Source organism: Alteromonas sp. a30 (assembly GCF_026788005.1).
In the GTDB taxonomy this organism is placed as follows: domain Bacteria; phylum Pseudomonadota; class Gammaproteobacteria; order Enterobacterales; family Alteromonadaceae; genus Paraneptunicella.
Genome location: NZ_JABEPE010000005.1, coordinates 194,997 through 219,281, shown reverse-complemented (window position 1 = coordinate 219,281; position 24,285 = coordinate 194,997). Strand labels below are relative to the sequence as shown.

Below are 24,285 nucleotides of genomic sequence, written 5' to 3'. Positions count from 1 at the left end.
TCCAGCTTCATCGGGTTTTATTATGTGTTTTGAATGCCTTAACCTCTTCTAATTTTTCAGTTAGTTCGTGTCAGATACAAACACTTTGTAACCAAAAGCCGGCACCTTGATAAGAGTATCGGGCTTTATCTGTATTTTTTGCTGAGAGAAATACTCCGTGTATTTGCCTAGCTGAATTGTTTCAGTAAAGCTAACCACTGCTTCTGAATCAGAAAAATTAATTACAGTGAAAACTTTGTTGTCGTTTTTAACACGCGCGAAGGATAGTGCTTGTTTCGGCTGGGAGTTGGTTACAGGAACCATCTTTCCTCCCCAATTACCGTTCCACAAAGCAGGGTTCGCTTTTTTCAGCTTGAAGAGTTGTTTATAAAGAGCGCCAATAGGGTGTGATTGCCAAATGATTTCATCTTTTTCGAAGAAGGCAAGGGAACGATCTAACCCCGCTTCTTGTCCGCTATATAACAGTGGCATACCTTCAGCAGTGACGGTAAGCACAATACTCGCGTTTAAATGGGGGCCAAAACGCTCGAACATAGACCCTTCCCAAGAATTTTTATCATGGTTGTCAACGAAGTTCATTTTAATGGCGTTATCGGGCCAGGCATTTAAGGTGTGTGCAAAATGGTGGAAAAGTGCGGAAGCGTCTTTTTTGCCTTGCGCTACCTCAACCATAGTAGCGTCTAGCTTCCAAGCATAAGTCATATCAAACGCATTTTTGTGTAAATCTCGGGAATCCCATTCTGCGAGCATAAAAACGGGTTTGATTTGATCAAGCTCGTCGCGCACAGTGTCCCAAAAGTCAGTTGGTATAAAGCCCGCTACATCGGCTCGGTAGCCGTCAATATCCGCTTCTCTTACCCAGTATTTTAGCGCTTCTGTCATGTATTCACGCATTTCAGGGTTGTTGTAGTCAAAATCGATAATATCCGACCAATCCCACCAAGGCGTTGGTTGAAAGTTGCTTTTGTGGTCCTTTGTATACCATTCTGGATGCGATTTTGTGAGAGGGTTGTCCCATGCGCTGTGATTCGCTACCCAGTCTAAGATGACATACATACCCATATCATGCGCCTGTTTTACTAAGGCTTTTAGGTCGTCTAAGGTGCCAAATTCTGGGTTAACGGCCATATAGTCTTTCACTGAGTAATAGCTGCCTTTACCGCCTTTGCGGTTTTTTTCACCGATAGGGTGAATAGGCATCAGCCAGAGAATATCGACGCCAAGTTCTTTAAGCCGAGGCATATGTTGAGAAAACGCCTTAAACGTTCCTTCTTTGGTGTACTGGCGTACGTTGACTTCATAGATGGTCGCGTTCTTTGACCATGCAGGATGGGTTAGTTCAACATAAGGTTTGGGCTGGTATTTTTCTGGCGTACTTGCGTGAGTGGAGGTTGTCATAAACAATGTAATGAGTAGCAGGTTAACTAGTCTTTTCATAATACTTAAACGTTAAAACTGGGTGAGAATAAGTTTGGAAGAAAAAACACCATTTTGAAACAAAAATGTTAATAAAAAGTGGTAATAAGGGCTAATACAGCAAGTGACTTATGTCGGCTTCACCACAGGCTGCGGTGTTGAGTGCTGATGAGCGCTCTTCTTCAGTGAGAATTCCAACGAAGGGAGTGGACCGACGCAGTTTTCGCATTCGAGGCGTATTTTCAAGTACCGCATTTCTGAATAAGGTTTCGTTTTCAATGTTATCCATCAGGCTATACCACGTCATATAACCCCCATAGCGCAATTTGCCGGATGCTAACCTTTGTTCGAGGGTAGAAAAGACGTGAGCGTGCAACTCTGGATGTTTCAGTAATTTATCAACAATAGCTGCGTGTAAGACGAGTATTTGGCGATCAATAAACTCATCTTTCACACCGCTTTTTTGGAGGCGGTAGCTACGTTTTTGACGATGATTTCTGGCGCTTTTATCGCGTCGGTTTTGAGCATACATCGTTTATGACTCGGCTATATCTGATTAAACATACTCATTTGGCAAGCAGGACGATTCAGACTATTCGCGTTAGAAGCGTATAACGCGTTTCGGGCTTCATGCCATTTTTGCATAAATCCGGTGCTAATTTGCTGTTCAATCTTTACTGCTTCTTCAGTCGGGCAAAAAATGCTGACTTCAGTTTCAAATTTTCCAAATTTATTGGTCGTGATACGAACACCGGGTTCGAGCATGTTTAAATCAATTTCCATGCGTTTTTCAATGAAGCTTTTATAGCGTTCGGCGATGTCGTTAAAGTGGCTACAATATTGGCTAGCAAGCTGTTCCAAGTCTTCTTTTAAACTAAACACATTGACATCTGAATCCGTCACTAACGTAAAGTTATGTACGGCGTAACGGCGCATAAAGTTTTGGTTGATTACTGTATTATGAATCAGCTTATTGTTGGGAATATAAACGTGGCGTCCAGTGTATTCGTAGGTGTGCTCATCGACTTCTAATAGAACAATTTTGAGCCAGTTGGTTTCTACCACTTCACCTATTGTATCGCCAATCTGGATCCAATCTCCAATACGGAAAGGGCGGGCACTGACTAAATACACAAAACCGAGTAGACATTGAATAAATTCACGGGTAGCCAACACAAATGCTACCATGAAAGCCGTTAGAGAAAGTGCAAACTGCTGTAGTTCGGTGGACCACAGCAGTAACATGAGGATAAACAAGCCAATGTTAGATACATTTTTTAATGTATTGATCTGATGACGTTTATCTTCGCCTTTTAATTCACTAACTTTTAAAACCCGTCGTACAATAAGGTGCTTCGCGAATAACCCTGCGAAAAGCAGAATCGCGGAGCTAAGAATTTTATAACGTTCTACTAACTCCGCTAATTCGGGAACCGAATACTCTATTGACACCTTATTAACTCCTTTGGCTGTAATTTATTAAAATTGTAGTCAAAAAGAGCGATTGTACTTATAAGGTCGGTGCAAAGATAGCTAACTCTGTTTTTTGAATAATAGGACCTTGTTTTAACGCCGATTCCATAATGGTATTTTCGTCCTGATGGTCGTTTACAAAGTTTAATAAGCAACTACTGCATAAGGACGTTGCTTTAGCAATCTTCTTGCCTTTTACATCTTTGATTAATACGGTATCACCTGCGGCAAATTCACCATTGACTTCAACGATGTCTCTGAAATCCAGATTCCGCGCATTGACCGCAATTTTGTTATCTTCTTCTTCCTTAATGATAAGCTCACCAACTGCTTTTGAAGTGTGAATTAACCAATGTGTTTGGTCCTGTAATGGCTTACCTTGGGCTTCGAAGAACGTCCCAGGGTTGACCTTTTCGAATAAAGCCTCGAAGCTTTCTTTCTTTTTACCATTCACAATAATGGTATCGATGCCGTGTTCAGTGGCTTTTTGAGCCGCCTGTAACTTGGTAATCATACCGCCTGTACCAACATTACTGTTACTGCCACCAGCCATTTTCAAAATTTCTGGAGTGATGGTTTTCACTTCTTTTATTAACTGTGCATCATCATGTGTGTGCGGGTTTTTATCGTATAACCCGTCGATGTCGGTGCAAATAATAAGCGTGTCTGCATGAATACATGCTGCAATCATGGCAGACAAATTATCGTTATCACCTACCTCAAATTGCCCAGAAGTTACAGCATCATTCTCGTTTACAATCGGAATGATGCCATTATCTAGCAATTGGTTTACCGTGCTTTTGATATTGGTATAGCGAGTTCTTTCTTGAAGATCCGCTTGAGTTAACAATATTTGCGCGCAAGGCTTATGTAACAAGGAATCCCAAGTTGCTATCATTTCACTTTGTCCAGTCGCTGCCATCGCCTTTTTCTCAATGGCCGAAGGAGTCTCATTAGAGAAAAAGTGCTTACCGGCAGCGACGGAACCTGAGGAAACCAATACAACACGTATACCTTGTTCGAAGCATTGGTTAATGTAGCTAGAAATTGCAGGTAGACAGGTCTTTCTGTCAACCCGTCCATTCGGTGCAATTAGGGTGCTACCTACTTTAATTACAATCGTTTGTTTATCTGATGTTGTCTGATTCATTCTAGATAGTCCTTACTGTAGCTAGCTGCGAATAGCATCTGTTACGTCGTCAAATTTGACGTAAATTTCTTTACGGGGTTTTGCTGATAGTTGGCTCACAAACACAATGGCTAATGAACTAGCAATGACCCCAGGAATAATTTCATATAAGTGCTGGCTCAATGTTTTTCCAGCAATCTCAATCGGGAAGTAAATCCAAAAAAGCACGGTTGCTGCGCCAACAATGACACCTGCTAGAGCTCCGGCGCGTGTCATATTTCGCCAGAACAGGCTCAAAATAATGAGTGGGCCAAAGGCCGCACCGAATCCAGCCCAAGCATTACTAACGAGCGATAACACACTTTTGTTATCGTTTAGGGCAATAATGGAAGCCACAATGGCTACTGTAACAACCGCAATTCGACCCGGTAGAGTGGACTGACTGGTTGAGTTAGATTTAAAAAATACTTTTAAAATATCTTCGGTTAATGACGAAGATGACACCAATAGCTGCGAAGAAATGGTGCTCATGATGGCTGCTAAAATAGCTGCCAACAAAAACCCACTAATTGCTGGGTGGAAGAGCAATTGCGACAACACAATAAATATTGTCTCTGGATCATCCAGTGCCAAATCGAATTTTTGTGTATAGGCAACGCCAACTAAACCGGTACCAAGGGCGCCAATGATGGTCACAGTCATCCAACTCATACCAATATTTTTAGCGGTAGGAATATCGTTTCTTGAACGAATAGCCATAAACCGCACTAGAATATGAGGTTGACCAAAATAACCTAGGCCCCAAGCTAGGCTTGAAAGTAATCCGAGTACCGTTAATGATTCCCAGCTCGACATAAACGAGCCAATCTCCGTTGCGGTAATCGTGTTAAATTCATTCACAGTATCGAACTGCTGAAAAGCCGTTAATGGCACAACAATGAGCGCGACAAAAATAATGCAACCTTGCACGAAGTCAGTCATGCTTACTGCTAGGAAACCTCCTAACAAGGTATAGGCAACAACCACTCCTGCGGTAACTGCGACGCCTAAGGAATAGTTCAGCTGGAATACGGATTCAAACAGCTTTCCTCCTGCAACAAGTCCGGCAGAGGTATATAAGGTAAAGAATAAAATTGTCACAATGGAAGTGATCAAACGTAAGCTACCTTTTTCTTCTAAAAACCGCTTAGCGAAAAAGTCGGGCAAGGTAATTGCGTCGTTTGCCATTTCGGTGTACGTGCGTAATCGAGGTGCGACAACAATATAGTTAGTTAACGCCCCCAATAACAAGCCCATTGCAATCCAGATTGCATCAAAGCCCATTACAAACATTGCACCGGGAAGGCCCATTAACATCCAACCACTCATGTCAGATGCACCTGCAGATAAGGCAGTAACATGTGGGCCTACATCACGTCCACCAAGGACATAACCTTCCATGTCATCGTTAGATGCAAAATAGGCGTACACACCAATGCCCACCATGACAACAAAATAGATGCCAAGAGAGATAATTTGGTAATTCATAAATGTTTTAGGACTTTTGCTTCTGCTTCTGTGTACCAGCTACGAAAAGAGATAGAAATCCAACAAACATGAGGTAGGGGAATAGCGCTAGGCAGATAGAAAGCTTGGTTTTTACTGTGTTCAGTAAGTCAGTGCAATTTAGATAAAATTGCGAAATTTTTGATATTAGTGCAGGTTCTTCAGAAGTTTGCATGTCCTGTTCCTTTTTTAAGTTCTTTTATGAATTGGTTAGTGAAGTAATAATTCGAACACGAACTATTTTAGAGGAAAATAATTTGAGGTCAAATTAAATATTGGTGATATTGAGGCGTTTTATGGTGGTTTTGTCGTCACTTAGGGAGGTGTTTTTTAATTAAGTTGTTGATTATTTTGATAAAAATTAAAAAGTTTAAAAATCTATCTTTACGTATTAATTTGAATTCAAAGCGAACGATTGGCGTGAATAATGAGTCGAAAGAAGACTAAAAAGCATTAACTCATTTAAAACGTGCGTTTATTTTGGGCAGTTTGCGTTGGGTTTATGGAAAGAAAATACGGTACCCCGAGCGTTTCCAGTACCGTTTTATTTGTGTAATGGGTGTAGTAGTGGTTTTAACATGCCTTCAAGACCGTTTCGTTTGATCTCGTACATTAATGCTAATTGCTCGCCCAGTTTGCCTTCTGGGAACCCCTGTTTGTTGAACCACACTAAATAGGGTTCAGGAAGCTCCAATAGCTTCCTGCCTGAATATTTGCCAAATGGCATAACTGTGTTGATGGCCTTAATCAACGCTTCTTTGTTCTGTATATCAAATGGTTGCATGTCGATAATTAACGTTCTTTATTAACCTTGTCTTTTGATGATTCGTCTTCTTCGCTAGATTGCTGTGTATGCCAAAGCTGTGCGTACAAACCGCCTTTCTTAAGCAAAGCGTGATGGGTTCCTTGCTCGGTAATCGTACCTTTATCCATGACGATAATTTTATCAGCATCGACAATCGTAGAAAGGCGGTGCGCGATAACCAAGCTGGTATGGCCCTGAGCAATTTCCTTCAATGCCTGCAAAATGGCTTGTTCTGCATGGCTATCTAAAGATGAGGTAGCTTCATCAAACAGCATAATCGGAGGACGTTTAAGCACGGTGCGGGCTATAGCAACACGTTGTTTTTCGCCTCCCGACAATTTTAGACCTCGTTCCCCGACTTGGGTTTCTGCACCTTGGGGCAAACTGTCGATGAAGTGATCAAGGTGCGCAAGTCTGGCGGCTTGTTTGACTTCGTCGTCCGAAGCTTTAGGGTTTCCGTAACGAATATTTTCAAACAGGGTATCGTTAAACAAGACGGTGTCTTGAGGCACAATTCCGATTAATTTCCTTAATGAAGATTGAGTGACGGTTTTGATATTTTGTCCGTCAACAAGGATTTCTCCTTGTTCGGCATCATAAAATCGAAAAAGCAGCTTAATAATGGTGGATTTACCCGCGCCACTACCGCCTACAATGGCGACCTTTTGACCGGGTTTTACATCAAAGCTCACGCCGCGAAGAATGGGACGGTCTGGCTGATAGTGAAAATGCACATTTTTAAACTCAATTTTACCTTCTTTCGCCGTTAGTTCTGTTGCATTTTCATTGTCGACGACCTTCGGGGCTTGGTTTAGCATTTTGAACATATTTTCTATATTCGCTAAAGAGCCACGAATTTCTCGATATACAAACCCTAAGAAGTTGAGCGGCATAAAAATCTGCATAGTCATAGCATTGATCAGTACAAAGTCACCGATAGTCATGTCGCCTGATTGAACACCAAATCCTGCGAATACCAACATGCCTGTCATGGCTGAGGCGATAATGAAGGCTTGTCCGCCATTTAAAACGAATACTGATAATCGGTTCTTGCGTCGCGCATCTTCCCACGCTTTAAGATCAACATCGTAACGTTTGGCTTCGTATTCTTCGTTATTAAAATATTTTACGGTTTCGTAGTTAAGTAAGCTGTCGATGGCGCGGGAATTGGACGAGGTGTCAGCTTGATTCATTTCCCTGACATATTGTGTGCGCCAATCCGTTGCGCGCATCGAAAAGAGGACATAGGCAACAACGGATGCAAAAATAACAAGGGAAAAGTGATAGCCGTACTGCACAAATAGCACGCCAACAACGGCGGCTATTTCAAACAGTGTCGGGACAATATTAAACACCATGAAGCGCATCAAAAAGCTAATACCAGACACGCCACGCTCCATGTCTCGGGAGAGCCCTCCTGTCTGACGATTTAAATGAAAATCTAAATCAAGCCTATGCAAATGAGTAAAAACTTTTAATGCGACTCTGCGCATTGCTCTTTCGGTCACTCGACCAAATAAGGTGTCGCGAATTTCACCGAACATGACACCGGCAAAACGCAAAGCGCCATAGGCAATAATGAGAGCAACAGGGACAACAACCAGTTGAGTTGCGGTGTCTTTTACATTTAGTCCATCAACCACGTATTTGAGGATAAAGGGAAGCCCTATGGTGGCGAGTTTGGCCGCAATTAGAAAAGCGATAGCAAGTACGATACGACCACGAAACTCCATCAAATGAGGGACGAGATCTTTTAATACTCGCCAGTTAATTTCGGTGTTTTCGTCTATTGGGAATCGATTGCTGCGCATGTAGGAATGGTCTCAATTAATCGTGACTTTGCCACGATTCTATCAAGAAAAACGACATTTACGCAGCGATAAAAGCAGATGATAGAGCACGTTAGTGATAATGGTATTGGTTTAGGAAGTTCTTAATTTTCTCAAACCGGATCTGTTGCTCGTCACTCAATTCACCCTCAGCGATAGTTTTGAAACAATGTTGAATCACTGCTTTGCTGCTATCAGGAATCGCATTCTCTTGCGCTTGAATCGCAATGGTTTGCAGCAAATTCAAAGCAATTGATGCATTTTTAGGCATCACAGTAAAGGCTTGTCGGAAGGTTTTTAGGGCATTTTCAAGGTCGCCTTTTTGATAGTGTTGCACCGCACTATTGTTTAAATCTCGAGGACTCTGCGTGATTTCTCTGCGTTGCTTTTTCTCTTTTTGGATATATTGCAAAAATAATTCACTTTGTTTGTCTTCCTCTTGGCAGCGCCTTTCAATTTCATCCATTAGTGATTGAGATTGCGAGTGTAATCCCAGTTCATGGAAGGCTTTGGCGTGATCTAAAAGATCGTCCATACTGGCGTCGTCCCAGTAGTCGCTATCTAATTGCTCCATAAGTTGCATTGCACTGAGTTTATCGTCCTGTAAGTACATTAGACGCGCGTGAGCAACGGTAATTTGTGCATCGAAGCTGTCTCGACTTGCGCTGGATGTCGCCTGTTTTAAAAACACGCTCGCTTGTTTGGCAACAACTTCCGATTCTTCGGCGTCAGTTGTCAGGGCGTAATCAATACCTGCTCGCACCACATTCAAGTAATTCTCGGGTTTATCGTGAATGGAGTCTTTGGCAAATTTGGCGATCTTTTTCGATTCTTCAAACTGTGTTTTAAAATCAGCGGTAATTCTTGAAAGGTCAATGGCTTGTTGATGTCTACGCAAATTTCTAGGGGATACGTTGGCTGCGGTGACGGCGCTTTCTAGTGCGGTGTCGAAGTCTTGCTTTTTAATATTTAGCTGTGTAATTAAATCATAGGCGAGCAATTCCGTTTCTGGCTTGAATGCTAATCTCAATAAGCGCTTTTCCGCTTCCTCGTCTTCATGTAGTAACAACAGAGCTTTTACCAACCCCAGATGTGCCCAACTGAAATCCTGAACATTAAGAATGGCATAGTAAAAATCGCGTGCATTTTCAGGCTGATCGCAGGCTAACAGCAATTCTCCCTTTATTTTTAGTGCTTGAGGGAAAAACTCAGACTTTTCCGGCATTGTCAGGAATTGTTCTGCTTCTTCTAAAGCAGATGGGAAGTCACGCTTATCAATAAGATGATAGATGTTCTTAAGAGCTTGTTTTTTTACCAGAATGCGGGTTAAACGCTTATTCATGTCCGCAACCGTAAATGGTTTGACCAGAAAATCATCCGGTTGCAGCTCTACAATACTGCGAACCAACTCCGTGCTGGTATCGGCACTGACAAATACAAAAGCCGTTGAGGTTGGCAGAATGTTATTGGATTTCAGTTCTTCGTAAAGAAAATAACCATCGTGGTCTTGCTTTAAAGCATAAGTACAAACAACCAGTTCAAAGTATTTTGAGCGAAGGAGTGATAAAGCATCTTTTGGTTTGTCTACGTAATATAGTTTTTCAAACCCTAGTTCTTCCAACGCATATTTCATATAGCCTTTGGCAAGAGTTTGGTCGTCTATTACGAGTACTTTGGCATTTTCGGCTAGTTTTTTATCCATGCTGTAACGTTTAGATACCTTACATTGTCATCTATAGCAGCTACTTAATTATAGTGATAGTTGAAGAATAAGATTAAAAATACAGCAAGGGAGCAGGGAATACTTGTTTTTATTCGCCAGATGAGTATGAATAAATATATCAAACGAGAGGGGCTTCCAAGCGGCAAAAAAGGATATTGCTGCTTGGAAGCAAGCTTTGATGTTACCGGTTTCCGTCAAAATATTTCTTCAGGTCTCCCCAGCATTGCAAATAATCTTTTTGGCGAATGTCGCTTTCTAGCGCGAATTTAGTGGGCGCAATGGGGTAGCAAGATTCAAACATAAAGGCGAGAGTATTTTCGTAACGCTGCGGCGCTAATGCTGCGTTGCTGGCTTTTTCAAATACTTCTGCCTCTGGTCCATGTGGTGTCATGCAGTTATGTAAACTCATACCTCCCGGCACAAATCCCTTTTCTTTAGCATCGTAAACACCTTCAATTAATCCCATAAATTCACTCATGATATTGCGATGATACCAAGGTGGACGGAAGGTGTTTTCTGCTACCATCCAGCGAGGAGGGAAAATGACAAAATCACAGTTAGCCGTACCCGGTGTGTTGGTTTGTGAGGTTAATACGGTAAAAATGGAAGGATCGGGATGATCAAAACTCACCGTATTAATCACATTAAAACGAGACAAATCGTATTTATACGGAGCACTGTTGCCAGTCCAAGCAACCACATCGCAAGGAGAATGGTCGAGCGAAGCTTGGAATAATTCACCACCAAATTTGGTGATTAGGCTGTAATCGCCGTCTTTATCTTCAAACCAAGCCGTTGGGTATTGGAAATCTCGGTCGTTGGCGTAGCCATTTGCGCCAACTGGACCACGTTCCGGCAAGTGAAAATCGCCGCCGTAGTTTTCGCAAATATAACCCCGCACAGGGCCATTAGGCAGCTCAATTTTGAACTTGATACCACGTGGAATGACCATAATTTCACCGGGCTTAACATGCAATCTGCCTAATTCGGTGTAAGCCATTAATTCACCTTGTTGCGGCACGAAGAGCATTTCACCATCGGCATTGTTGAAGAAGCGATTTTCCATGCCGGTGTTGGCGGTATAAACGTGAATGCCAATGCCTGTTAGAGTTTTAGCATCACCGTTGGCAGCAATTGTGGTTAACCCTTGCACAAAATCAACTTTACCATCGGGCATTGGGACAGCATCCCAACGCATCACGTTCGGCGGGCACACCGCTTCGGTAATGGGACCGGTACGAATTAAGCCTTTATCCATTGGTAGGTAATCGCCCATAGCAATTGATGGGCGAATACGATACATCCAAGTACGTCGATTACTGTTTCTTGGCGCGGTAAAAGCGGTTGAGCTGAATTGCTCAGCATACAACTTGTACGGGCATTGTTGAGGGCTGAACTGACCAATAGGTAAGGCTCCTGATAAGGCTTCGGTTTCATGTTCGTTGCCAAAGCCATTTAGGTAGGTTAATTCTGCGTTTGTGTTCATAGGGGTACCACTATTTTATTGTTTACTTCTGTTTTGCGTTTAGTGTGTTCTTTTGTGTTTCGATAGCGAATTAGTCCTCAGCCGTGTCAGCTTCAAGTGGTTCTAAATCACCCGCAATGGCGAGTGCTTCTTTAAGCACCTTTATATCGCCAATATGATTACTTAATAACAACACCAAGCGCGCGTTAAAACGCTCGCTGTCTTCCCGAGTCAATGTACGATGCGCGTCCATTAGCGCTTCATAAAAGGCGTCAGGGTCAACGAAATTAGGTTCGGTATTTAATTGTTTTTCCATGATTTACTCCTCGATAAAGCGGCCAAGGGCACGTTGTTGAGCTTCTTTTATAGATGGGATGCTAAGGGTTTTCCAACGAGCACAGACAATTTGGTCTGGGCGCACTAAATAACCGCTACCGGGGTGCAAATCATAGCGTTCTTGAATGAGGGACTTTGTATCTTCAATTAAGCTAATGTCTTTTGCGTTGTCTAACGCACTAAATTCAACCGCGTTTTTCGCATCTTTGCTGATCATGAGTACGCGTATTTTCGGTTCGACATTGACCACTTCTTGGATAAGCGTTTTTAATGCATCGCATTCATTAGCTGGTACATCAATATTTAGCATCAGACTAAATTGCGTACCAAGCTGGTTCATCAACCACGCGTTTTCGCCTTGCTTTTGAATTGGGGCGTCTTTACACACAAAACCCGGCGCTACACCTAAGTTAAAATCATCACCCGTAAAGGTATTTAAGCGTGAGTGGCGATAGTCGCAAGGCTTAGACAAACGACCACTATTGACCAAGGGGCGAGCGAAGGCATGCTTTTTCGCAAGTCGTAAGGTTTCATCACGGAAAATATGGCTCATTTCGCTTTTCGGCGTAATGAAATCCGTGGAGCGGGTCGAGTTCATGAGATTTTCTGCGGCGCCGTGTTGACGCTCGTCGTTGTATGTCCACAATAATGGTTCTGGCGCATAACCTTTCATGACATTAGCCATTTTCCAGACAAGGTTTTCAACCGACTGTACGCCGCCATTTGCGCCGCGCGCACCAAAAGGCGAGACCTGATGAGCGGCATCACCAATGAAGAACACGCGGTTGTGAATGAAGTCATCCATCTTGCGGCATTGGAAGGTATAAACGCTGGCCCATTCCAACTCGAATTCCACGTCTTTTCCTAACATTTGCTCTAGGCGTGGGCGAATATTTTCTTCTTTCTTTTCTTCTTCTGGGTCGGCGTCCCAACCTAGTTGGAAGTCGATGCGCCAAATATCATCAGCTTGGCGATGCAACAAGACCGATTGATTCTTATGGAAAGGCGGATCGAACCAGAACCAGCGCTGTTTCGGAAAATCAGATTTCATATGCACATCGGCAATCAAGAAGCGGTCCTCAAAGACTTGACCTTTGCTTTCTAAGCCAAGTTGAGTGCGAATTTTACTGTTGGCACCATCGGCAACAAGCAAATAGTCACAGGTCATCTCGTAGCTGCCTTCTTGGTTTTCAACCGTGATGCGCGTGATGTCTTTTTGCGAATCCACATGAGTGACTTTTTGTAGCCAGCGTAAATCAATGCTGTCGCGCTGCTCAACGCGATTCACCATGTACTCTTCTAAATAATACTGCTGCAAATTAATAAAAGCGGGCAGTTTGTGATCATCTTCAGGGAGTAAATTAAATTCGTAAACAAGGTCGTCTTTAAAAAAGACCTTGCCCAATTGCCAAGTAATGCCTTTTTCTACCATGGGATCGGCACAACCGTAGCGGTCGAAAATTTCTAATGTGCGTTTAGCAAAACTAATGGCGCGAGAGCCAACGCTGACAGTGTTGTTGTCGTCAAGAACAACACACGGAATATTGTGTGTTGCAAAATCAAGTGCGGCAGCCAATCCACATGGGCCACCACCGACAATAATAACAGGGTGGTGAACAGGAGTTGGACTATCTTGGTCTGGGCTATGACGGTAAGCATAAACAGGATTAACGTGAGGTGTGTGCATTGTGCGTAGACCTAAGTTTTCAGTGTAAATGGAATTAAAGAAAATAATGTTTAGTCTTAGCTGCGACTCTGGTGCTAGAAATAGCACTATATAGTTTCACTTGCAACTATTTTGGTGGAATTTAACTCTCATTTAACTGCTTTTAGTGTAAATTATTCTGCTATTAATTCGCGTTGCTTGCCTTTTGTAGCGAAAGTTGTGACAGTAACGCCTAAGAATAGTTGAAAATGAGATTATGTGTTATGGCTAAGAAACCCTTTGCGTCGTCTGCTGATTTAACCGAAAAGAAAGAATCCTTCGAAATCCTAGCGGATGGCGTTTATGCATTAACCGCTGAAGGCGATCCCAATATTGGCGCGATAGAAGCAGAAGATTTTCTTATTGCCTTTGAGGCGAGAGCGACTCCCAAAGCCGCTACCGATTGGCTAGCGCAGCTCCGAGAACATACAAAAAAGCCGATAAAATACCTTGTGTTATCTCACTATCATGCCGTGCGCGTGCTGGGCGCATCCGCATTTCATGCACAAACCATCGTCACCCATGAAACCACGCGGTTTTTAATTAATGAGCGAGGTGAAGAAGACTGGCTAAGTGAATATGGTCGAATGCCACGACTCTTTCGTGAACCAGAAGACATTCCCGGTTTAACCCATCCCGACCTGACTTTTACCGATAAACTGGTGATACCGCTTGGCGGCGATCGCGGTGATTTAGTGTTGGAATATTGTGGCCGAGGTCATACTGCTGGCGACATTTGTGCGTGGTTGCCAAAACATAAAATTCTATTTGCAGGTGATTTAGTGGAATCGGCTGCCGCCTTGTATACCGGTGATGGGTTTCACTTCGATTGGTCCAGCAGCACCTTAGATAAAATCAAAGCTTATCAAGCCGAAACGCTCATTGGTGGGCGAGGGGAAGTGGCACAAGGGCGACAAGCTGTGGACGCCGCCATTGAACAAACGCGCGGCTTTTTATTAGGCATGATTGAAAAAGTGGGTGAAGTACATCGTGCTGGCGGCACATTAAAACAAGCCTTCGAAGCCACCCACGAGCACCTTGCACCACAATACGGAAAATGGCCCATTTTCGAGCACTGCTTACCATTCGATGTCCAGCGTTTGTGGGACGAAATGGACGGCATTGACTGGCCACGCATTTGGACAGCAGAGCGCGACAAAATGGTGTGGGATCAGTTGCAGGATTAGCAACAGCGCCCGACGGCAAAAACGAGATTACCGAAGGATAATGAAAAGCAGACCCTCAGCCGCAAGGAAGCGACTGCGTAATCTACATGAGAGGAGACAAGGAAGTGTTCACGGCGAATCGGGGTAATTTCCATCGGTAATCGACAGCGCTAATTGCTAACAGGCGGGGTTAGCGAGCAATCGTTATCACAAAATATAAATCATCCAACCTTGTAAAATAATAGAGGCACGCCGTGGCGAGTAACGACAGAAAACTCATTCTAAACGACTTTATTGCTTATCGTATGGCGAATTTTGCTAGCCAAATAAGCGATTCGTGCTCACAAATTTACCAACAAGAATTCGGCCTTTCCATTCCAGAATGGCGCATTTTGGCGCGCCTTGCAGAAAACGGACGCATGAACGCAAAAGACCTAGTTCACATCACCTTTATGGACAAATCCAAAGTGTCGCGCACCGTCAAAGTCATGGATGAAAAAGGCTTATTAATTAAAGAAAAAGTACCAAACGACAATCGCGCCACCTACCTTTCATTATCCAATAAAGGCAATAACTTATTTCAACAATTAGTGCCTAAAGCATTAAGCTGGGAAGACCAACTTATCGATTGTTTGAGTGCTTCAGAATATCGTAACTTCATGCAAGCATTAGAAAAACTAGAGCAACAAGCCAAGCGTATGGAAGACAACTAAGTTCTGTCATTACCTATCTTGTATCGCCACTCACTTTCTGCCTATTTATTTTCGTTTTTCTGCGTCTACATACCTATTCCAAACTATCAGTCGCCTGTGGAGCCTACATGGACGTATCCATAGCGAGTTTGCGATAAATCTCTGTGACTGACAATTAAACACAGCTATTGGGTAAAACTTACCAGCTTTTCAATTGAGCAGTTCATTCAAAGGTTGGCTAAAAGAAGGCTTTAACACCTTTTTGATTGGAAAACCCCTGCGGCTGGAGGCGATGGTTTAGGTGGTATTATTATCTAAGCCAACTAAAGCAAAGACGATGCTCTTAACGGCTTGAAAAATCTTTATTTTAGAGGCATTCAATGAATGCCTCTCTTATCTAAAACTATGTTTCCTGAGTGCTCGTAAACCAATGCCGCTAATTAAGGCATAGCGCTCATGCGTTGCTCAGGCTGACTTGGGTTGTGTTCTTCGAATAGTCCCCAATCCAACACATGGTTGCTTTCTGAAATATCGTAAATTTGCTCGTCACAAATGTTATTGATAATTTTTGCAGCGCGCCAAGCGGCAAGGCTGAGTTGTGGTTCAACGATACCGTGAGAGCGAGTGCCAGCGTTAACCATGTAAATGCGGTTGTTGTTTGAACCTTGCCATTTTGCCGCGTAATCTTCCGACAATATCGCCTGACCTGAGGCATCGGTTTCCACTTGCGGCATCAACTTAGCTAAACAGTTAGGTAAGCCACGTTTAAAGCCCGTACACAAAATCACCACATCAGCGTCAACAAAGGAGGTTGCGCCGGTTAAGCCATGGGTCAGTTGCATCCTAAAACCGCCACCCGTTTTGTCCACTTCCACCAAGGTTTGATTGGGTTGAATGCTCCACCAATTTGGCTCGCGTAACACGTATTTGTCGTGATATAGGCGCTGATAAATGCCTTTTAAGCATTCGGTGGTAATACCGTCGCTAGTGAGTTTTTGGCGCGATACTTCACGATCTTTCTTGTTTTGGTCTAAGTGATAGAAACCGTTCACATAGTCCGGCATGAAGTATTCATCAGTGAAACAGCCTTCATCTAATGATTCAATATTCGGGCGTCTTGATACCCAGTTAATAAACGCGGGTTTACCAAAGCTGTTGTCAAAAACGTGCTGGAATACATCTGCACCCGTTTGACCGCCGCCAATAATGGCAACACGCTTGTTGGTTAGGTCGGGGTTATGCAAAGCCAGCTCGCTAGCGTGAAAGCACTGGCTGCCCATAAAGCCTTCTACACATTTTGGCGTGTAGGGCAGAGTACCTGTACCCATAACCAAATGTTGGCTGCGATATTCTTGCCCTTTGCTGGTGACAACAAAGGCGCCGTCGTGATAATCGATGGCTTCTACCGGGCTGTTAAAGCGTGTGTTGGGCATTTGATGTGCTGCCCACGCCATGTAGTCGGAAAATTCCAAACGCGAAATAACGGTTTGCCCTGATGCCATGAATGGGTGCAATTTGTGCTGGCACACCAAATAATTTAAAAAGCTATAGGGGTTGGTTGGATCAACACCAGTTACTAAGTCTTTTAAAAATGAGGTTTGCATTTTGGAATCTTTAAGCAATAGCCCGGGATGCCAAGCAAATTCTTCTTTTTTCTCAAAAAATAGCGATGATAATTGCGGCTTTGTCGCTGAAAGTGCCGCAATGCTTAAGTTAAACGGGCCAATGCCCACACCAATAAGATCAAGTTGATTATTTGTGCTCATTGTTTCTTTACCTAAATTGCGAATTGTTGGAAGAATCGAGCACGCTTGCATTGAAGCAGAGCGGCACGTTTATGGGGAAAGTCGAATTCGTACTGCTTTTCCATACCAACCCTTTCGGTGATGGCAACAACACGATGATTCGCCGCGTTCGGCTCTCCCATGACATTATTGGTACGAGGATCATCTTGAAAACAGAATTGGATGATGGCTTTTGCCCATGTATCGAAATAAATGCTTCCTCTGAAGGCCATATTGCCCACCAGAATGTGTACGCCTCTATCGAAGTTTTCGCATTGATAATGTGGCCCTAAGCGATCTTCTGGCGCCCAATACACCTCAAAATAACCAAAAGGTACGCCGTCGAACTCACCAATAACGCAGTATTGATGTGCATCGTCGGCTTGTTTTTGCAGATATTCTCGATGACTTTGTAAGGCGCCTTCTAGCTCCCACACCTTGGCGGTTTCCGGCACGTTATGCCAATAATTAAAGCAATGTAGGTCACGCTCAATATCAAGCACTCGAAGCGTTAAGGTGCGATTCAAATGATAAAAATAGCGTTCGAAAATCACGCCCTTCGGTTTGCTTGGTCGAATGGGGTGAGTAATCCCATTGCTTGCTGTCACTTCTTCTGTAGCTTGCATTTCAACAGGCTTTCTTAGCCACGTTGGTGAACTTTCAACAAATTGCGCTAAGGTTAGGCTGGCATGTTGAGTCACGCCCAAGTAAAAAGTCTCCAGACTTTGCAAGTCGCTTGTGCTTAGTGCGTGCAAGCTGATGTGTTCGGCTTTCGTACTGTACAGCGCATGTTCCATCGCCGCGCAGCAGAGCATGGCATCGTTAATGGGCTCTGCGCTGCTAAGGGTGACTTGATTGCCGGTTTTGCTCGCCTCAAAATTGACAGGTTTTTGGCCTAATTCACTAAAGGTAAACGACAATGCGTCGTTGCTTGAAAATGTGTCTTTAATGACGATTTCACGTTTATCGGGCAAGGTTTTATAAACCCGAGTGGTTTCAATTTCCAGATGCAGTGGGTTTTCAATCTGGCAATAAATTTGCGCCGGATCAGGCAGGGTGTTTTCGTTAAGGTTGCCAGCAAAACAGTAGAAATTGCGCTTCCAGCTTATCTTAGGCGAATCCAACATATAGTCGTAAAACGAAATATCTTGTGGACGCGCTAAGCGCCATTTATCGAGCTTGCTCTGGCAAAGTTGCCATAATTCGGCCTCCTCAACTTGTAAGTCTGCAGCAATCGCTGACAGCGTATTCAGTAAAGTGTTGCCCACCACATAGTAGTTTTGATACGGGTTTAGGGCTTGCGCTGTCATAAAATATTCGGCGTCTTCTTTGTCGAAGACTTCTTTAAAGCGAATTAAGGCGGTATCAGTTAATCCCATTCCCTGACAATCACGAATAATCACGCCAACCGGCTGATTTTTTTGAATGTTTAGGAGCACATTTTGTTGATGTGCGAGCAGTACAATACCGTAGTCACTGCGGGCAATACACAGCGGATGAATCACCTTATCCATAAACTGAGCTACCCAGCTTTTTGCTGCTGCCAGCGGTGTCATTTTCGCTTCTTTTGCAAAAGCAGACACCCATCGACCCACTTGTGTTTGCGCGTTTGCAGCAGAAACCTGATTTGCAGATGCTAATAAATAGCTACTTTGCGCTAACGATTTTTGGTTTGATTCAGACGGGCTCTCAGCCGCCTCTTTAAAGCAGTTTTCACGAAAGCAAACCAAGGATAAATCAATGCTTTCGCCTTGGTGATTGGTGATGGAAGCCCATACGGGCTCTTCAACAAAAACCGTATCTGGCAAACGTTGCTTAAGCTCAATACCTGCGGGCGTTTGCAGCAACTTGCTGAATTGGATGCCACGATTCGCCTCTCCAGCACTCATCAAGCGCAATGAATTGGTGAGCTTCACCGGAAACGACACTTTTAGCATCCACTCTGAATGTGGGTGATAAATAGCGCGTGAAGAGGAGGTGCCCGTCCAGCCTTCTGATGTGATGCTAAGCGGCTTAACCACATCGGTTAACGCTTGTGCATCTTCGGATGCCAGCCACGCACGAGCTTGTAACGGATGCATTGGTAACGGCAACCAGTCGTCACCTAGTGCCGTCAGCTCTTGTTGTGCTTGTGCTGGCACTTGTTCATTGAAAAAGTGAGTTAACGTAGAAGCTAAATCGCCTTTTACTGCATCACCGGTTAGGTGTGAACGCTGCACTGCAAACCATTGAATCGCAAAGTGTTGCCCAAATTCGGGCAAATACTGGCGTTGCTCGTCTTCGCTAAGTGGCTCACAGCTTTTTGGTGCAGGATGCATACTGTGCCCACCGGTTAACGATTGCTCGGATTCAATAAAGGCATTGCGGTTAGGCACATCTTTGGGATTTAATCGGAATGCTTCAGCGCGCTTAACGTACGCATCGGAGGCCGATACGCGCGTTAAAAAGCGGTCTTTTTCAGCCATATCGATATCATCGAAGTGGTGTTGCATCACGAGGTTAATGGCGGTAACAAAATCAATGCGCTTGGGCTCGCCTTGATTAACAGCGTTGTCCGATAGCCAGCATTCACCAGTGTAGCGATGGCGTTTAGCTGGCGACAAATAAGCCAATGGCAAATGCAGTGTTTTACCATTGGTTATTTGCACCAATACTTTGCTACCCGTTGATTGTGTAACAACGTCCCCTAAGTCGGTTTCCAACAATAAGCTGTTAAAAAATGCTTGATGACTTAGGTAATGAGTAGATTCATTAGTCATTATTTATCTCTTTTAAAGCAGAAATATTGGGTTGGTTGGTTTGCTCGGGATCGGGTTCAAACCTTTGGAGATGATTTGAACCCAACCATTCGTAAGTAAAATGTAGTGGGTCTTTGCGCTTTTTCGCGCGGGTATTGGTTGGTGTGCCTAATACTAGAAAACCTACTGGGCTATGGTTTTCTTCTAGGCCCAAAATGTGTCGTACATTGGGTAATTCAACCGCATCTGTGCTGTACCAAACGCCACCAAAACCGGTTGCGTCGGCGGCCAATAGAATATTTTGGCAACAGGCAACCGCGGAAAACAACTGATCTTGATCGGAAACCGCTTTGTGCGACTGAATGTCCGCCGATACTAAAATCATACAGGGCGCTTGCTCTAAGTAATTGGCTAAACGCTTAGCTTGTTGTGGGTCAACCTGTTCATCACTAGCGAGCCACGCTGTGCGCAGATAATCAATGAATTTACTGATTTGGTGTTGCTCAATAACAACGAAGTGCCAAGGCGTCAAATTGCCGTGATCTGGGGTTGCCATTGCAGCGCGCAGAATTTGCTGAAGCTGCGTTTTGTTTGGCGCTGGTTGAGTGAGTTCATGAACGTGGTAAGACACACGTTCTGTTAGGAAATTAAGCAATTCGGTCATTGTGTTTCCTGTATCCGATAAGCAACAGTAATAAGAAGTAAAGGCTGCCGAGCATAGAAACCACAAGGCCCGCAGCAACTTCATTGGGAGCAAGTAAAGTACGACCTAAACCATCGGCCCAAATTAGTAATATTGCGCCGGTCATGCCTGCGGCGGGCAATAAATGTGAATGTCGATATAAACCCAGTAAGCGAGCGCAATGGGGAGCCAATAAGCCAACAAAACTAATGGCACCCACGCTGGCAACACAGACAGCGGTAACTAGAGCCGCGACGCCAAGCAACCAGCGGTTGCGTTTTATCACGGGAATGCCTAACACGCCGGGAATGGTTTCGCCAAGCGGGAGAATGTCTAAGTCGCGAAGGAAGGGCAAAATTGCCAAAGCAGCGATAATGAGAATACTGATTAATGGTATTAACTGATCCATAGATGCAGCGTAAGTTGTGCCCGTTAACCACATCAAAGTAACCGAGGCCGTGCTGCTACCAAAGGTCAACAAGATATGGGTTGCTGTACCCGCAAAGGCGGTAATGGTGATACCAATCAGCGCCACTTGTGACACGCTTAATTGATGTTTTAAGCCTTTAGACAGCAAAAAGACCACCATCCCTGCGCCAATTAGTGAAGCCACGCTCAAGGCGAGTTGATTAGCTGCCGGGAATAGCACTAACAAACAGGCGATGACCAATACCGAGGTGGCGCTGACGCCAGAAATATCTGGGCTTGCCATTGGATTGCGGAATAAGGTTTGTAGCAGTGTCCCTGCGCAAGCAAGGCCAAAACCAGCCAAACCAGCAAGCAAAATGCGGTGTTGTGTCCACGTATGGCTACCTTGGAAGAATTCATCGGCACTGCTTTGCGGCAACCAGTAATAAATGCTGGCAATTAATAGCGCTAATAATACGCTAAGCGTCACGCCGGCTCGGGTTTTTAGCAGCGGCTTGATACCTATGCTTTGACTTTCTGTTGCCGCCAGCGCTCGACCATTACGATGTAACAACAACATGATGAAAAACGGTGCGCCTAACAGAGCGGTAAAGGCACCTGTGGGCAGGCGATAACCTAGGAACAATAAGCTACGAGAACACCATTCCGCGAACAATACCAACATTGCACCCACCACCAAGGTAAATAACCAATGTGGAAATAACGTGTGGCTGGCAATTTGTTGGCGAGTGCTCTGACCAAGTTGTTTGCTGTACTGTACAAGGTAGCGCGCTAAATGCGGTGCCATAAGTCCAACAAAACCAATCATACCCACTAACGCTGTGGCTAATGAAGCTTGTGCAATCGCCAAAAATAAAATAAGCCAGCGCCAGCGGTTCACCGCTAACCCTAAGCTTTTGGCGTGGTCGTCACCCAGTACAAACAAGGATAGTTTAGGAATAATTAGCAATGAACCAAACAACAATGCCAGCATCGGTAGGGCGGTAGCTTCTAATGCGCTGGAGGAGGTTTGCAGCACTTGTCCGCTGCCCCAAATGAACAAGCCATCGGTTTGATGCTCAAAGTAAATTAGGAAGATAGAAGCAATCGCCCCAGCACCAAGCCCTAATGCCATGCCGATTAAAATCACTGGCAATTTGCCGCCGCCAATTAAGCGGCTGACTAATAGCACTAGAATCGATAAAAATGCCGCGCCGCTGAACGCGCCTAACCAAACGGCGTAAAGGGTGGCATCGGGTAGTAACATGCGCACTAACACCGCGCCAAGTAAGGCACCAGAGGCAATGCCAATAGTGGACGGCGAAGCAAAGTCGTTATCCAGTGTGGTTTGAATTAATAACCCTGAACTGGCAAACAAGGCACCTGTAAATATCGCCATAATGGCAGTTGGGATCCAAATGGATTGCATCATTACGCTGAGTAATTCTGCCTCGGGAATACTCGGATGCGTAGCTAAATAGCCCCAAATGCCTAAACCGAGCGCACCTATCATGACTAACAAAACAGGAAGAGAGTGCTTCATTCGCTCGCCCCCTGTTGCGTGTTTGTGGTTAGCGCTTGTTGGTTATCTGTTTTTCTCGTGGCTTTCCATTCCAGCAAGGAATCGGTGAAGGCATGTGCCATACGCAAAATAGAATCCGGGCCGCCGAAGCTCCACAATGCCGGTGTTTGGGAAATCAACGAGGCTTTAACAAAAGGCAAAGCAGACCAAACCGGCGAAGTTAACATACGATCATTATTGGTTTGATTGTCGGCCAAAATAATATGGGAATTGGCTAATTCACTCATTTGTTCTAGTTGCAAATGTGTGAAGTCTTTACCCGGAAGCGTGCGCTGCCAGCGGTAGGTTAACCCGATTTTTTGTGCGACCGTACCCGCGACACTTTGCGGACCAAACACACGCAAGCCATAACCCATGCCCACAAATTTGGCGTAACTTACCGGATATTCTGCAAAACCTGCACTATGCAATGTGTTTTTCAGGCTATTGATTTCTGACTCCATATTGGCCAGCTTTTGTTGCGCGAGTTGGCTTTTGCCAACCGCTTTGGCAATGCCGCTGTATATGCTTGGAACCGCATCAAAATACAAGAATTTCGCGTGGGGATTGGAGGCGTTTTGCGCATCACTTGGCACGTCATCGCTTTTTTGTGGAAATTGTTGATACAGCAACGTGGGGGCAATGCGGCTTAATGCAGAGTGTAAGCGAGCATGCCGGAAGTTGTAGCCGATAATTAAGTCGGGTTTTAATTTAGCGATACTGACCAAATCCGGCTCTTGGCGACGACCCACTTCTGTTACGTTTTCAGGCAGTGCAGGGTGATTCGATTGCCACTTGCGATAGCCGTTACCTTGAGTCACGCCGATAGGTTCTACTTCAAGTGACAACAGCATCTCAATGACCGACCAATTTAGGGCAATGACGCGTTTGGCAGGCTGCGCTAATTCCACACAAGTCGACAAACATACGCGGACTTTTTGCTCATCTTGAATTTGTGTTTGAGCTTGAACCAACCCAGAAACACACATTGCACTGGTCATAAGTGCAATGAAACTGGCAACATGAGTAAACACGCGAGACTTCATGCACTGTACTCCGGCCAAAGAATATGGCTGTCACCCAACTGATGAGATTTCACTTTGGTTTCATATACGTCGGAAACCAAGGTTGGCGTAATCACTTCATCTGTTGTGCCTTGAGCGACCACTTTGCCATGATTCAATAAAATCGCATGATCGCTAAATTCACTGGCTTGGTTAAGATCGTGCAATACCCAAACCACGGTTTTGCCGTGCGCTTTGTTAAGTCGGCGAACAATTTTCAATAAACTGATTTGGTGAGAAATATCCAGCCATGAGGTTGGTTCATCCAGCATCAGCACAGGCGTGTTTTGCGCTAATACCATCGCTAACCAACAACGCTGTAATTCCCCGCCAGAAAGCTGGGTGAGTGCGCGATTTTGGTAATCCCAAATCCCGGTTTCCTTCATCGCCCAATCAATCAGCTCTTTATCTTCACTGCTTAAATTGCGATACCAAGGACGATGTGGATGGCGGCCAAACGCCACTAAGTCCGACACTGATAAGCTTGCTGGCACAGGATTACGCTGCGGTAGCAACGCAATTTGCTTGGCTAAATCGGCACGGCTGTAGCGTTTGTAGTCAGCCTTTTTTTCTTTTGAACCAATAAAGCACTGGCCGCCATTGGGGGCGCGTAAGCCGCTTAATACCGACAGTAGGGTACTTTTTCCCGAACCATTGGGGCCGATAAGTGCAGTGATTGCGCCCTCGGGTATATGACCGCTAACGGAGTGTAAAATAGCGGCTTTATTAATGTTGACTTGAATGTTGTCAAAGTGAATCAAGAA

Annotated in this window: 19 protein-coding genes; 2 read left to right on the top strand and 17 right to left on the bottom strand. The window is 44.4% G+C overall.

Going from position 1 to position 24,285, the window contains the following annotated elements:
- Window positions 1-60: 60 nt before the first annotated feature.
- The 11 genes from HJG39_RS07450 to HJG39_RS07400 all read right to left on the bottom strand — a co-directional run bounded on the left by HJG39_RS07450 (window position 61) and on the right by HJG39_RS07400 (window position 13,408).
- Entirely contained in the window at window positions 61-1,437 is a 1,377-nt protein-coding gene (locus HJG39_RS07450) for an alpha-amylase family glycosyl hydrolase (RefSeq protein WP_268408263.1), read from the bottom strand.
- Between the two features lie 91 nt (window positions 1,438-1,528).
- Window positions 1,529-1,948: a hypothetical protein gene (locus HJG39_RS07445; RefSeq protein WP_268408262.1), complete on the bottom strand. Its 420-nt coding sequence runs from the start codon at window positions 1,946-1,948 to the stop codon at window positions 1,529-1,531.
- A 14-nt stretch (window positions 1,949-1,962) separates the two neighbouring features.
- Entirely contained in the window at window positions 1,963-2,868 is a 906-nt protein-coding gene (locus HJG39_RS07440; RefSeq protein WP_268408261.1) for a mechanosensitive ion channel family protein, read from the bottom strand.
- Window positions 2,869-2,926: 58 nt separating this feature from the next.
- Window positions 2,927-4,039 carry a glutamate 5-kinase gene (gene proB / locus HJG39_RS07435; protein WP_268408260.1) on the bottom strand — a complete coding sequence of 371 codons (1,113 nt, stop codon included), beginning with the start codon at window positions 4,037-4,039 and terminating at the stop codon, window positions 2,927-2,929.
- A 21-nt stretch (window positions 4,040-4,060) separates the two neighbouring features.
- Window positions 4,061-5,545, bottom strand: a complete 1,485-nt coding sequence (gene putP / locus HJG39_RS07430; protein WP_268408259.1) for a sodium/proline symporter PutP — start codon at window positions 5,543-5,545, stop codon at window positions 4,061-4,063.
- A 562-nt stretch (window positions 5,546-6,107) separates the two neighbouring features.
- Entirely contained in the window at window positions 6,108-6,347 is a 240-nt protein-coding gene (locus HJG39_RS07425; RefSeq protein WP_268408258.1) for a DUF3820 family protein, read from the bottom strand.
- An 8-nt stretch (window positions 6,348-6,355) separates the two neighbouring features.
- A complete protein-coding gene (locus tag HJG39_RS07420) occupies window positions 6,356-8,179 on the bottom strand; it encodes an ABCB family ABC transporter ATP-binding protein/permease (protein ID WP_268408257.1) in 1,824 nt (607 codons plus the stop codon).
- A gap of 91 nt (window positions 8,180-8,270) precedes the next feature.
- Window positions 8,271-9,899 (bottom strand): response regulator, encoded by a 1,629-nt coding sequence (locus HJG39_RS07415; RefSeq protein WP_268408256.1) that lies wholly within the window; start codon window positions 9,897-9,899, stop codon window positions 8,271-8,273.
- 202 nt (window positions 9,900-10,101) lie between these two features.
- Window positions 10,102-11,406, bottom strand: coding sequence for a homogentisate 1,2-dioxygenase (gene hmgA, locus HJG39_RS07410; protein ID WP_268408255.1), 1,305 nt, complete (start codon window positions 11,404-11,406; stop codon window positions 10,102-10,104).
- 70 nt (window positions 11,407-11,476) lie between these two features.
- On the bottom strand, window positions 11,477-11,701 hold the full coding sequence (locus HJG39_RS07405) for a DUF2783 domain-containing protein (protein ID WP_268408254.1): 225 nt from the start codon (window positions 11,699-11,701) through the stop codon (window positions 11,477-11,479).
- A 3-nt stretch (window positions 11,702-11,704) separates the two neighbouring features.
- Entirely contained in the window at window positions 11,705-13,408 is a 1,704-nt protein-coding gene (locus HJG39_RS07400) for an FAD-dependent oxidoreductase (RefSeq protein ID WP_268408253.1), read from the bottom strand.
- A gap of 242 nt (window positions 13,409-13,650) precedes the next feature.
- On the opposite strand from HJG39_RS07400, the gene HJG39_RS07395 reads away from it, so the two are divergent.
- Together HJG39_RS07395 and HJG39_RS07390 are read left to right on the top strand one after the other, a co-directional pair.
- The gene (locus tag HJG39_RS07395; RefSeq protein WP_268408252.1) at window positions 13,651-14,613 is read left to right on the top strand and encodes an MBL fold metallo-hydrolase; all 963 of its coding nucleotides are present in this window, start codon (window positions 13,651-13,653) and stop codon (window positions 14,611-14,613) included.
- A gap of 233 nt (window positions 14,614-14,846) precedes the next feature.
- Window positions 14,847-15,305 carry a MarR family winged helix-turn-helix transcriptional regulator gene (locus HJG39_RS07390; protein WP_268408251.1) on the top strand — a complete coding sequence of 153 codons (459 nt, stop codon included), beginning with the start codon at window positions 14,847-14,849 and terminating at the stop codon, window positions 15,303-15,305.
- A 419-nt stretch (window positions 15,306-15,724) separates the two neighbouring features.
- Here the strand turns inward: HJG39_RS07390 and HJG39_RS07385 are convergent, their stop codons facing one another.
- From HJG39_RS07385 to HJG39_RS07360, 6 genes are read right to left on the bottom strand one after another with little or no spacing between them, the layout of a single operon-like run.
- Window positions 15,725-17,050 carry a lysine N(6)-hydroxylase/L-ornithine N(5)-oxygenase family protein gene (locus tag HJG39_RS07385; protein WP_268408250.1) on the bottom strand — a complete coding sequence of 442 codons (1,326 nt, stop codon included), beginning with the start codon at window positions 17,048-17,050 and terminating at the stop codon, window positions 15,725-15,727.
- 11 nt (window positions 17,051-17,061) lie between these two features.
- Window positions 17,062-19,827 (bottom strand): GNAT family N-acetyltransferase, encoded by a 2,766-nt coding sequence (locus HJG39_RS07380; RefSeq protein ID WP_268408249.1) that lies wholly within the window; start codon window positions 19,825-19,827, stop codon window positions 17,062-17,064.
- Window positions 19,820-20,470, bottom strand: coding sequence for a nitroreductase family protein (locus tag HJG39_RS07375; RefSeq protein ID WP_268408248.1), 651 nt, complete (start codon window positions 20,468-20,470; stop codon window positions 19,820-19,822). Before HJG39_RS07375 ends, HJG39_RS07380 begins: the two co-directional genes overlap by 8 nt.
- Window positions 20,454-22,439 carry an iron ABC transporter permease gene (locus HJG39_RS07370; RefSeq protein ID WP_268408247.1) on the bottom strand — a complete coding sequence of 662 codons (1,986 nt, stop codon included), beginning with the start codon at window positions 22,437-22,439 and terminating at the stop codon, window positions 20,454-20,456. Before HJG39_RS07370 ends, HJG39_RS07375 begins: the two co-directional genes overlap by 17 nt.
- On the bottom strand, window positions 22,436-23,503 hold the full coding sequence (locus HJG39_RS07365; RefSeq protein ID WP_268408246.1) for an ABC transporter substrate-binding protein: 1,068 nt from the start codon (window positions 23,501-23,503) through the stop codon (window positions 22,436-22,438). The genes HJG39_RS07370 and HJG39_RS07365 overlap by 4 nt, the downstream gene beginning before the upstream one ends.
- Window positions 23,500-24,282 carry an ABC transporter ATP-binding protein gene (locus HJG39_RS07360; protein ID WP_268408245.1) on the bottom strand — a complete coding sequence of 261 codons (783 nt, stop codon included), beginning with the start codon at window positions 24,280-24,282 and terminating at the stop codon, window positions 23,500-23,502. Before HJG39_RS07360 ends, HJG39_RS07365 begins: the two co-directional genes overlap by 4 nt.
- Window positions 24,283-24,285: the final 3 nt, after the last annotated feature.

Bases quoted from the DNA above. Each gene is read 5' to 3' on its own strand.
- HJG39_RS07400 (WP_268408253.1), bottom strand. From the start codon at position 13,408: ATGCACACACCTCACGTTAATCCTGTTTATGCTTACCGTCATAGCCCA.
- hmgA (WP_268408255.1), bottom strand. From the start codon at position 11,406: ATGAACACAAACGCAGAATTAACCTACCTAAATGGCTTTGGCAACGAA.
- HJG39_RS07415 (WP_268408256.1), bottom strand. From the start codon at position 9,899: ATGGATAAAAAACTAGCCGAAAATGCCAAAGTACTCGTAATAGACGAC.
- HJG39_RS07450 (WP_268408263.1), bottom strand. From the start codon at position 1,437: ATGAAAAGACTAGTTAACCTGCTACTCATTACATTGTTTATGACAACC.
- HJG39_RS07425 (WP_268408258.1), bottom strand. From the start codon at position 6,347: ATGCAACCATTTGATATACAGAACAAAGAAGCGTTGATTAAGGCCATC.
- HJG39_RS07365 (WP_268408246.1), bottom strand. From the start codon at position 23,503: ATGAAGTCTCGCGTGTTTACTCATGTTGCCAGTTTCATTGCACTTATG.
- proB (WP_268408260.1), bottom strand. From the start codon at position 4,039: ATGAATCAGACAACATCAGATAAACAAACGATTGTAATTAAAGTAGGT.
- HJG39_RS07445 (WP_268408262.1), bottom strand. From the start codon at position 1,948: ATGTATGCTCAAAACCGACGCGATAAAAGCGCCAGAAATCATCGTCAA.
- HJG39_RS07375 (WP_268408248.1), bottom strand. From the start codon at position 20,470: ATGACCGAATTGCTTAATTTCCTAACAGAACGTGTGTCTTACCACGTT.
- HJG39_RS07370 (WP_268408247.1), bottom strand. From the start codon at position 22,439: ATGAAGCACTCTCTTCCTGTTTTGTTAGTCATGATAGGTGCGCTCGGT.
- HJG39_RS07395 (WP_268408252.1), top strand. From the start codon at position 13,651: ATGGCTAAGAAACCCTTTGCGTCGTCTGCTGATTTAACCGAAAAGAAA.
- putP (WP_268408259.1), bottom strand. From the start codon at position 5,545: ATGAATTACCAAATTATCTCTCTTGGCATCTATTTTGTTGTCATGGTG.
- HJG39_RS07380 (WP_268408249.1), bottom strand. From the start codon at position 19,827: ATGACTAATGAATCTACTCATTACCTAAGTCATCAAGCATTTTTTAAC.
- HJG39_RS07420 (WP_268408257.1), bottom strand. From the start codon at position 8,179: ATGCGCAGCAATCGATTCCCAATAGACGAAAACACCGAAATTAACTGG.
- HJG39_RS07405 (WP_268408254.1), bottom strand. From the start codon at position 11,701: ATGGAAAAACAATTAAATACCGAACCTAATTTCGTTGACCCTGACGCC.
- HJG39_RS07385 (WP_268408250.1), bottom strand. From the start codon at position 17,050: ATGAGCACAAATAATCAACTTGATCTTATTGGTGTGGGCATTGGCCCG.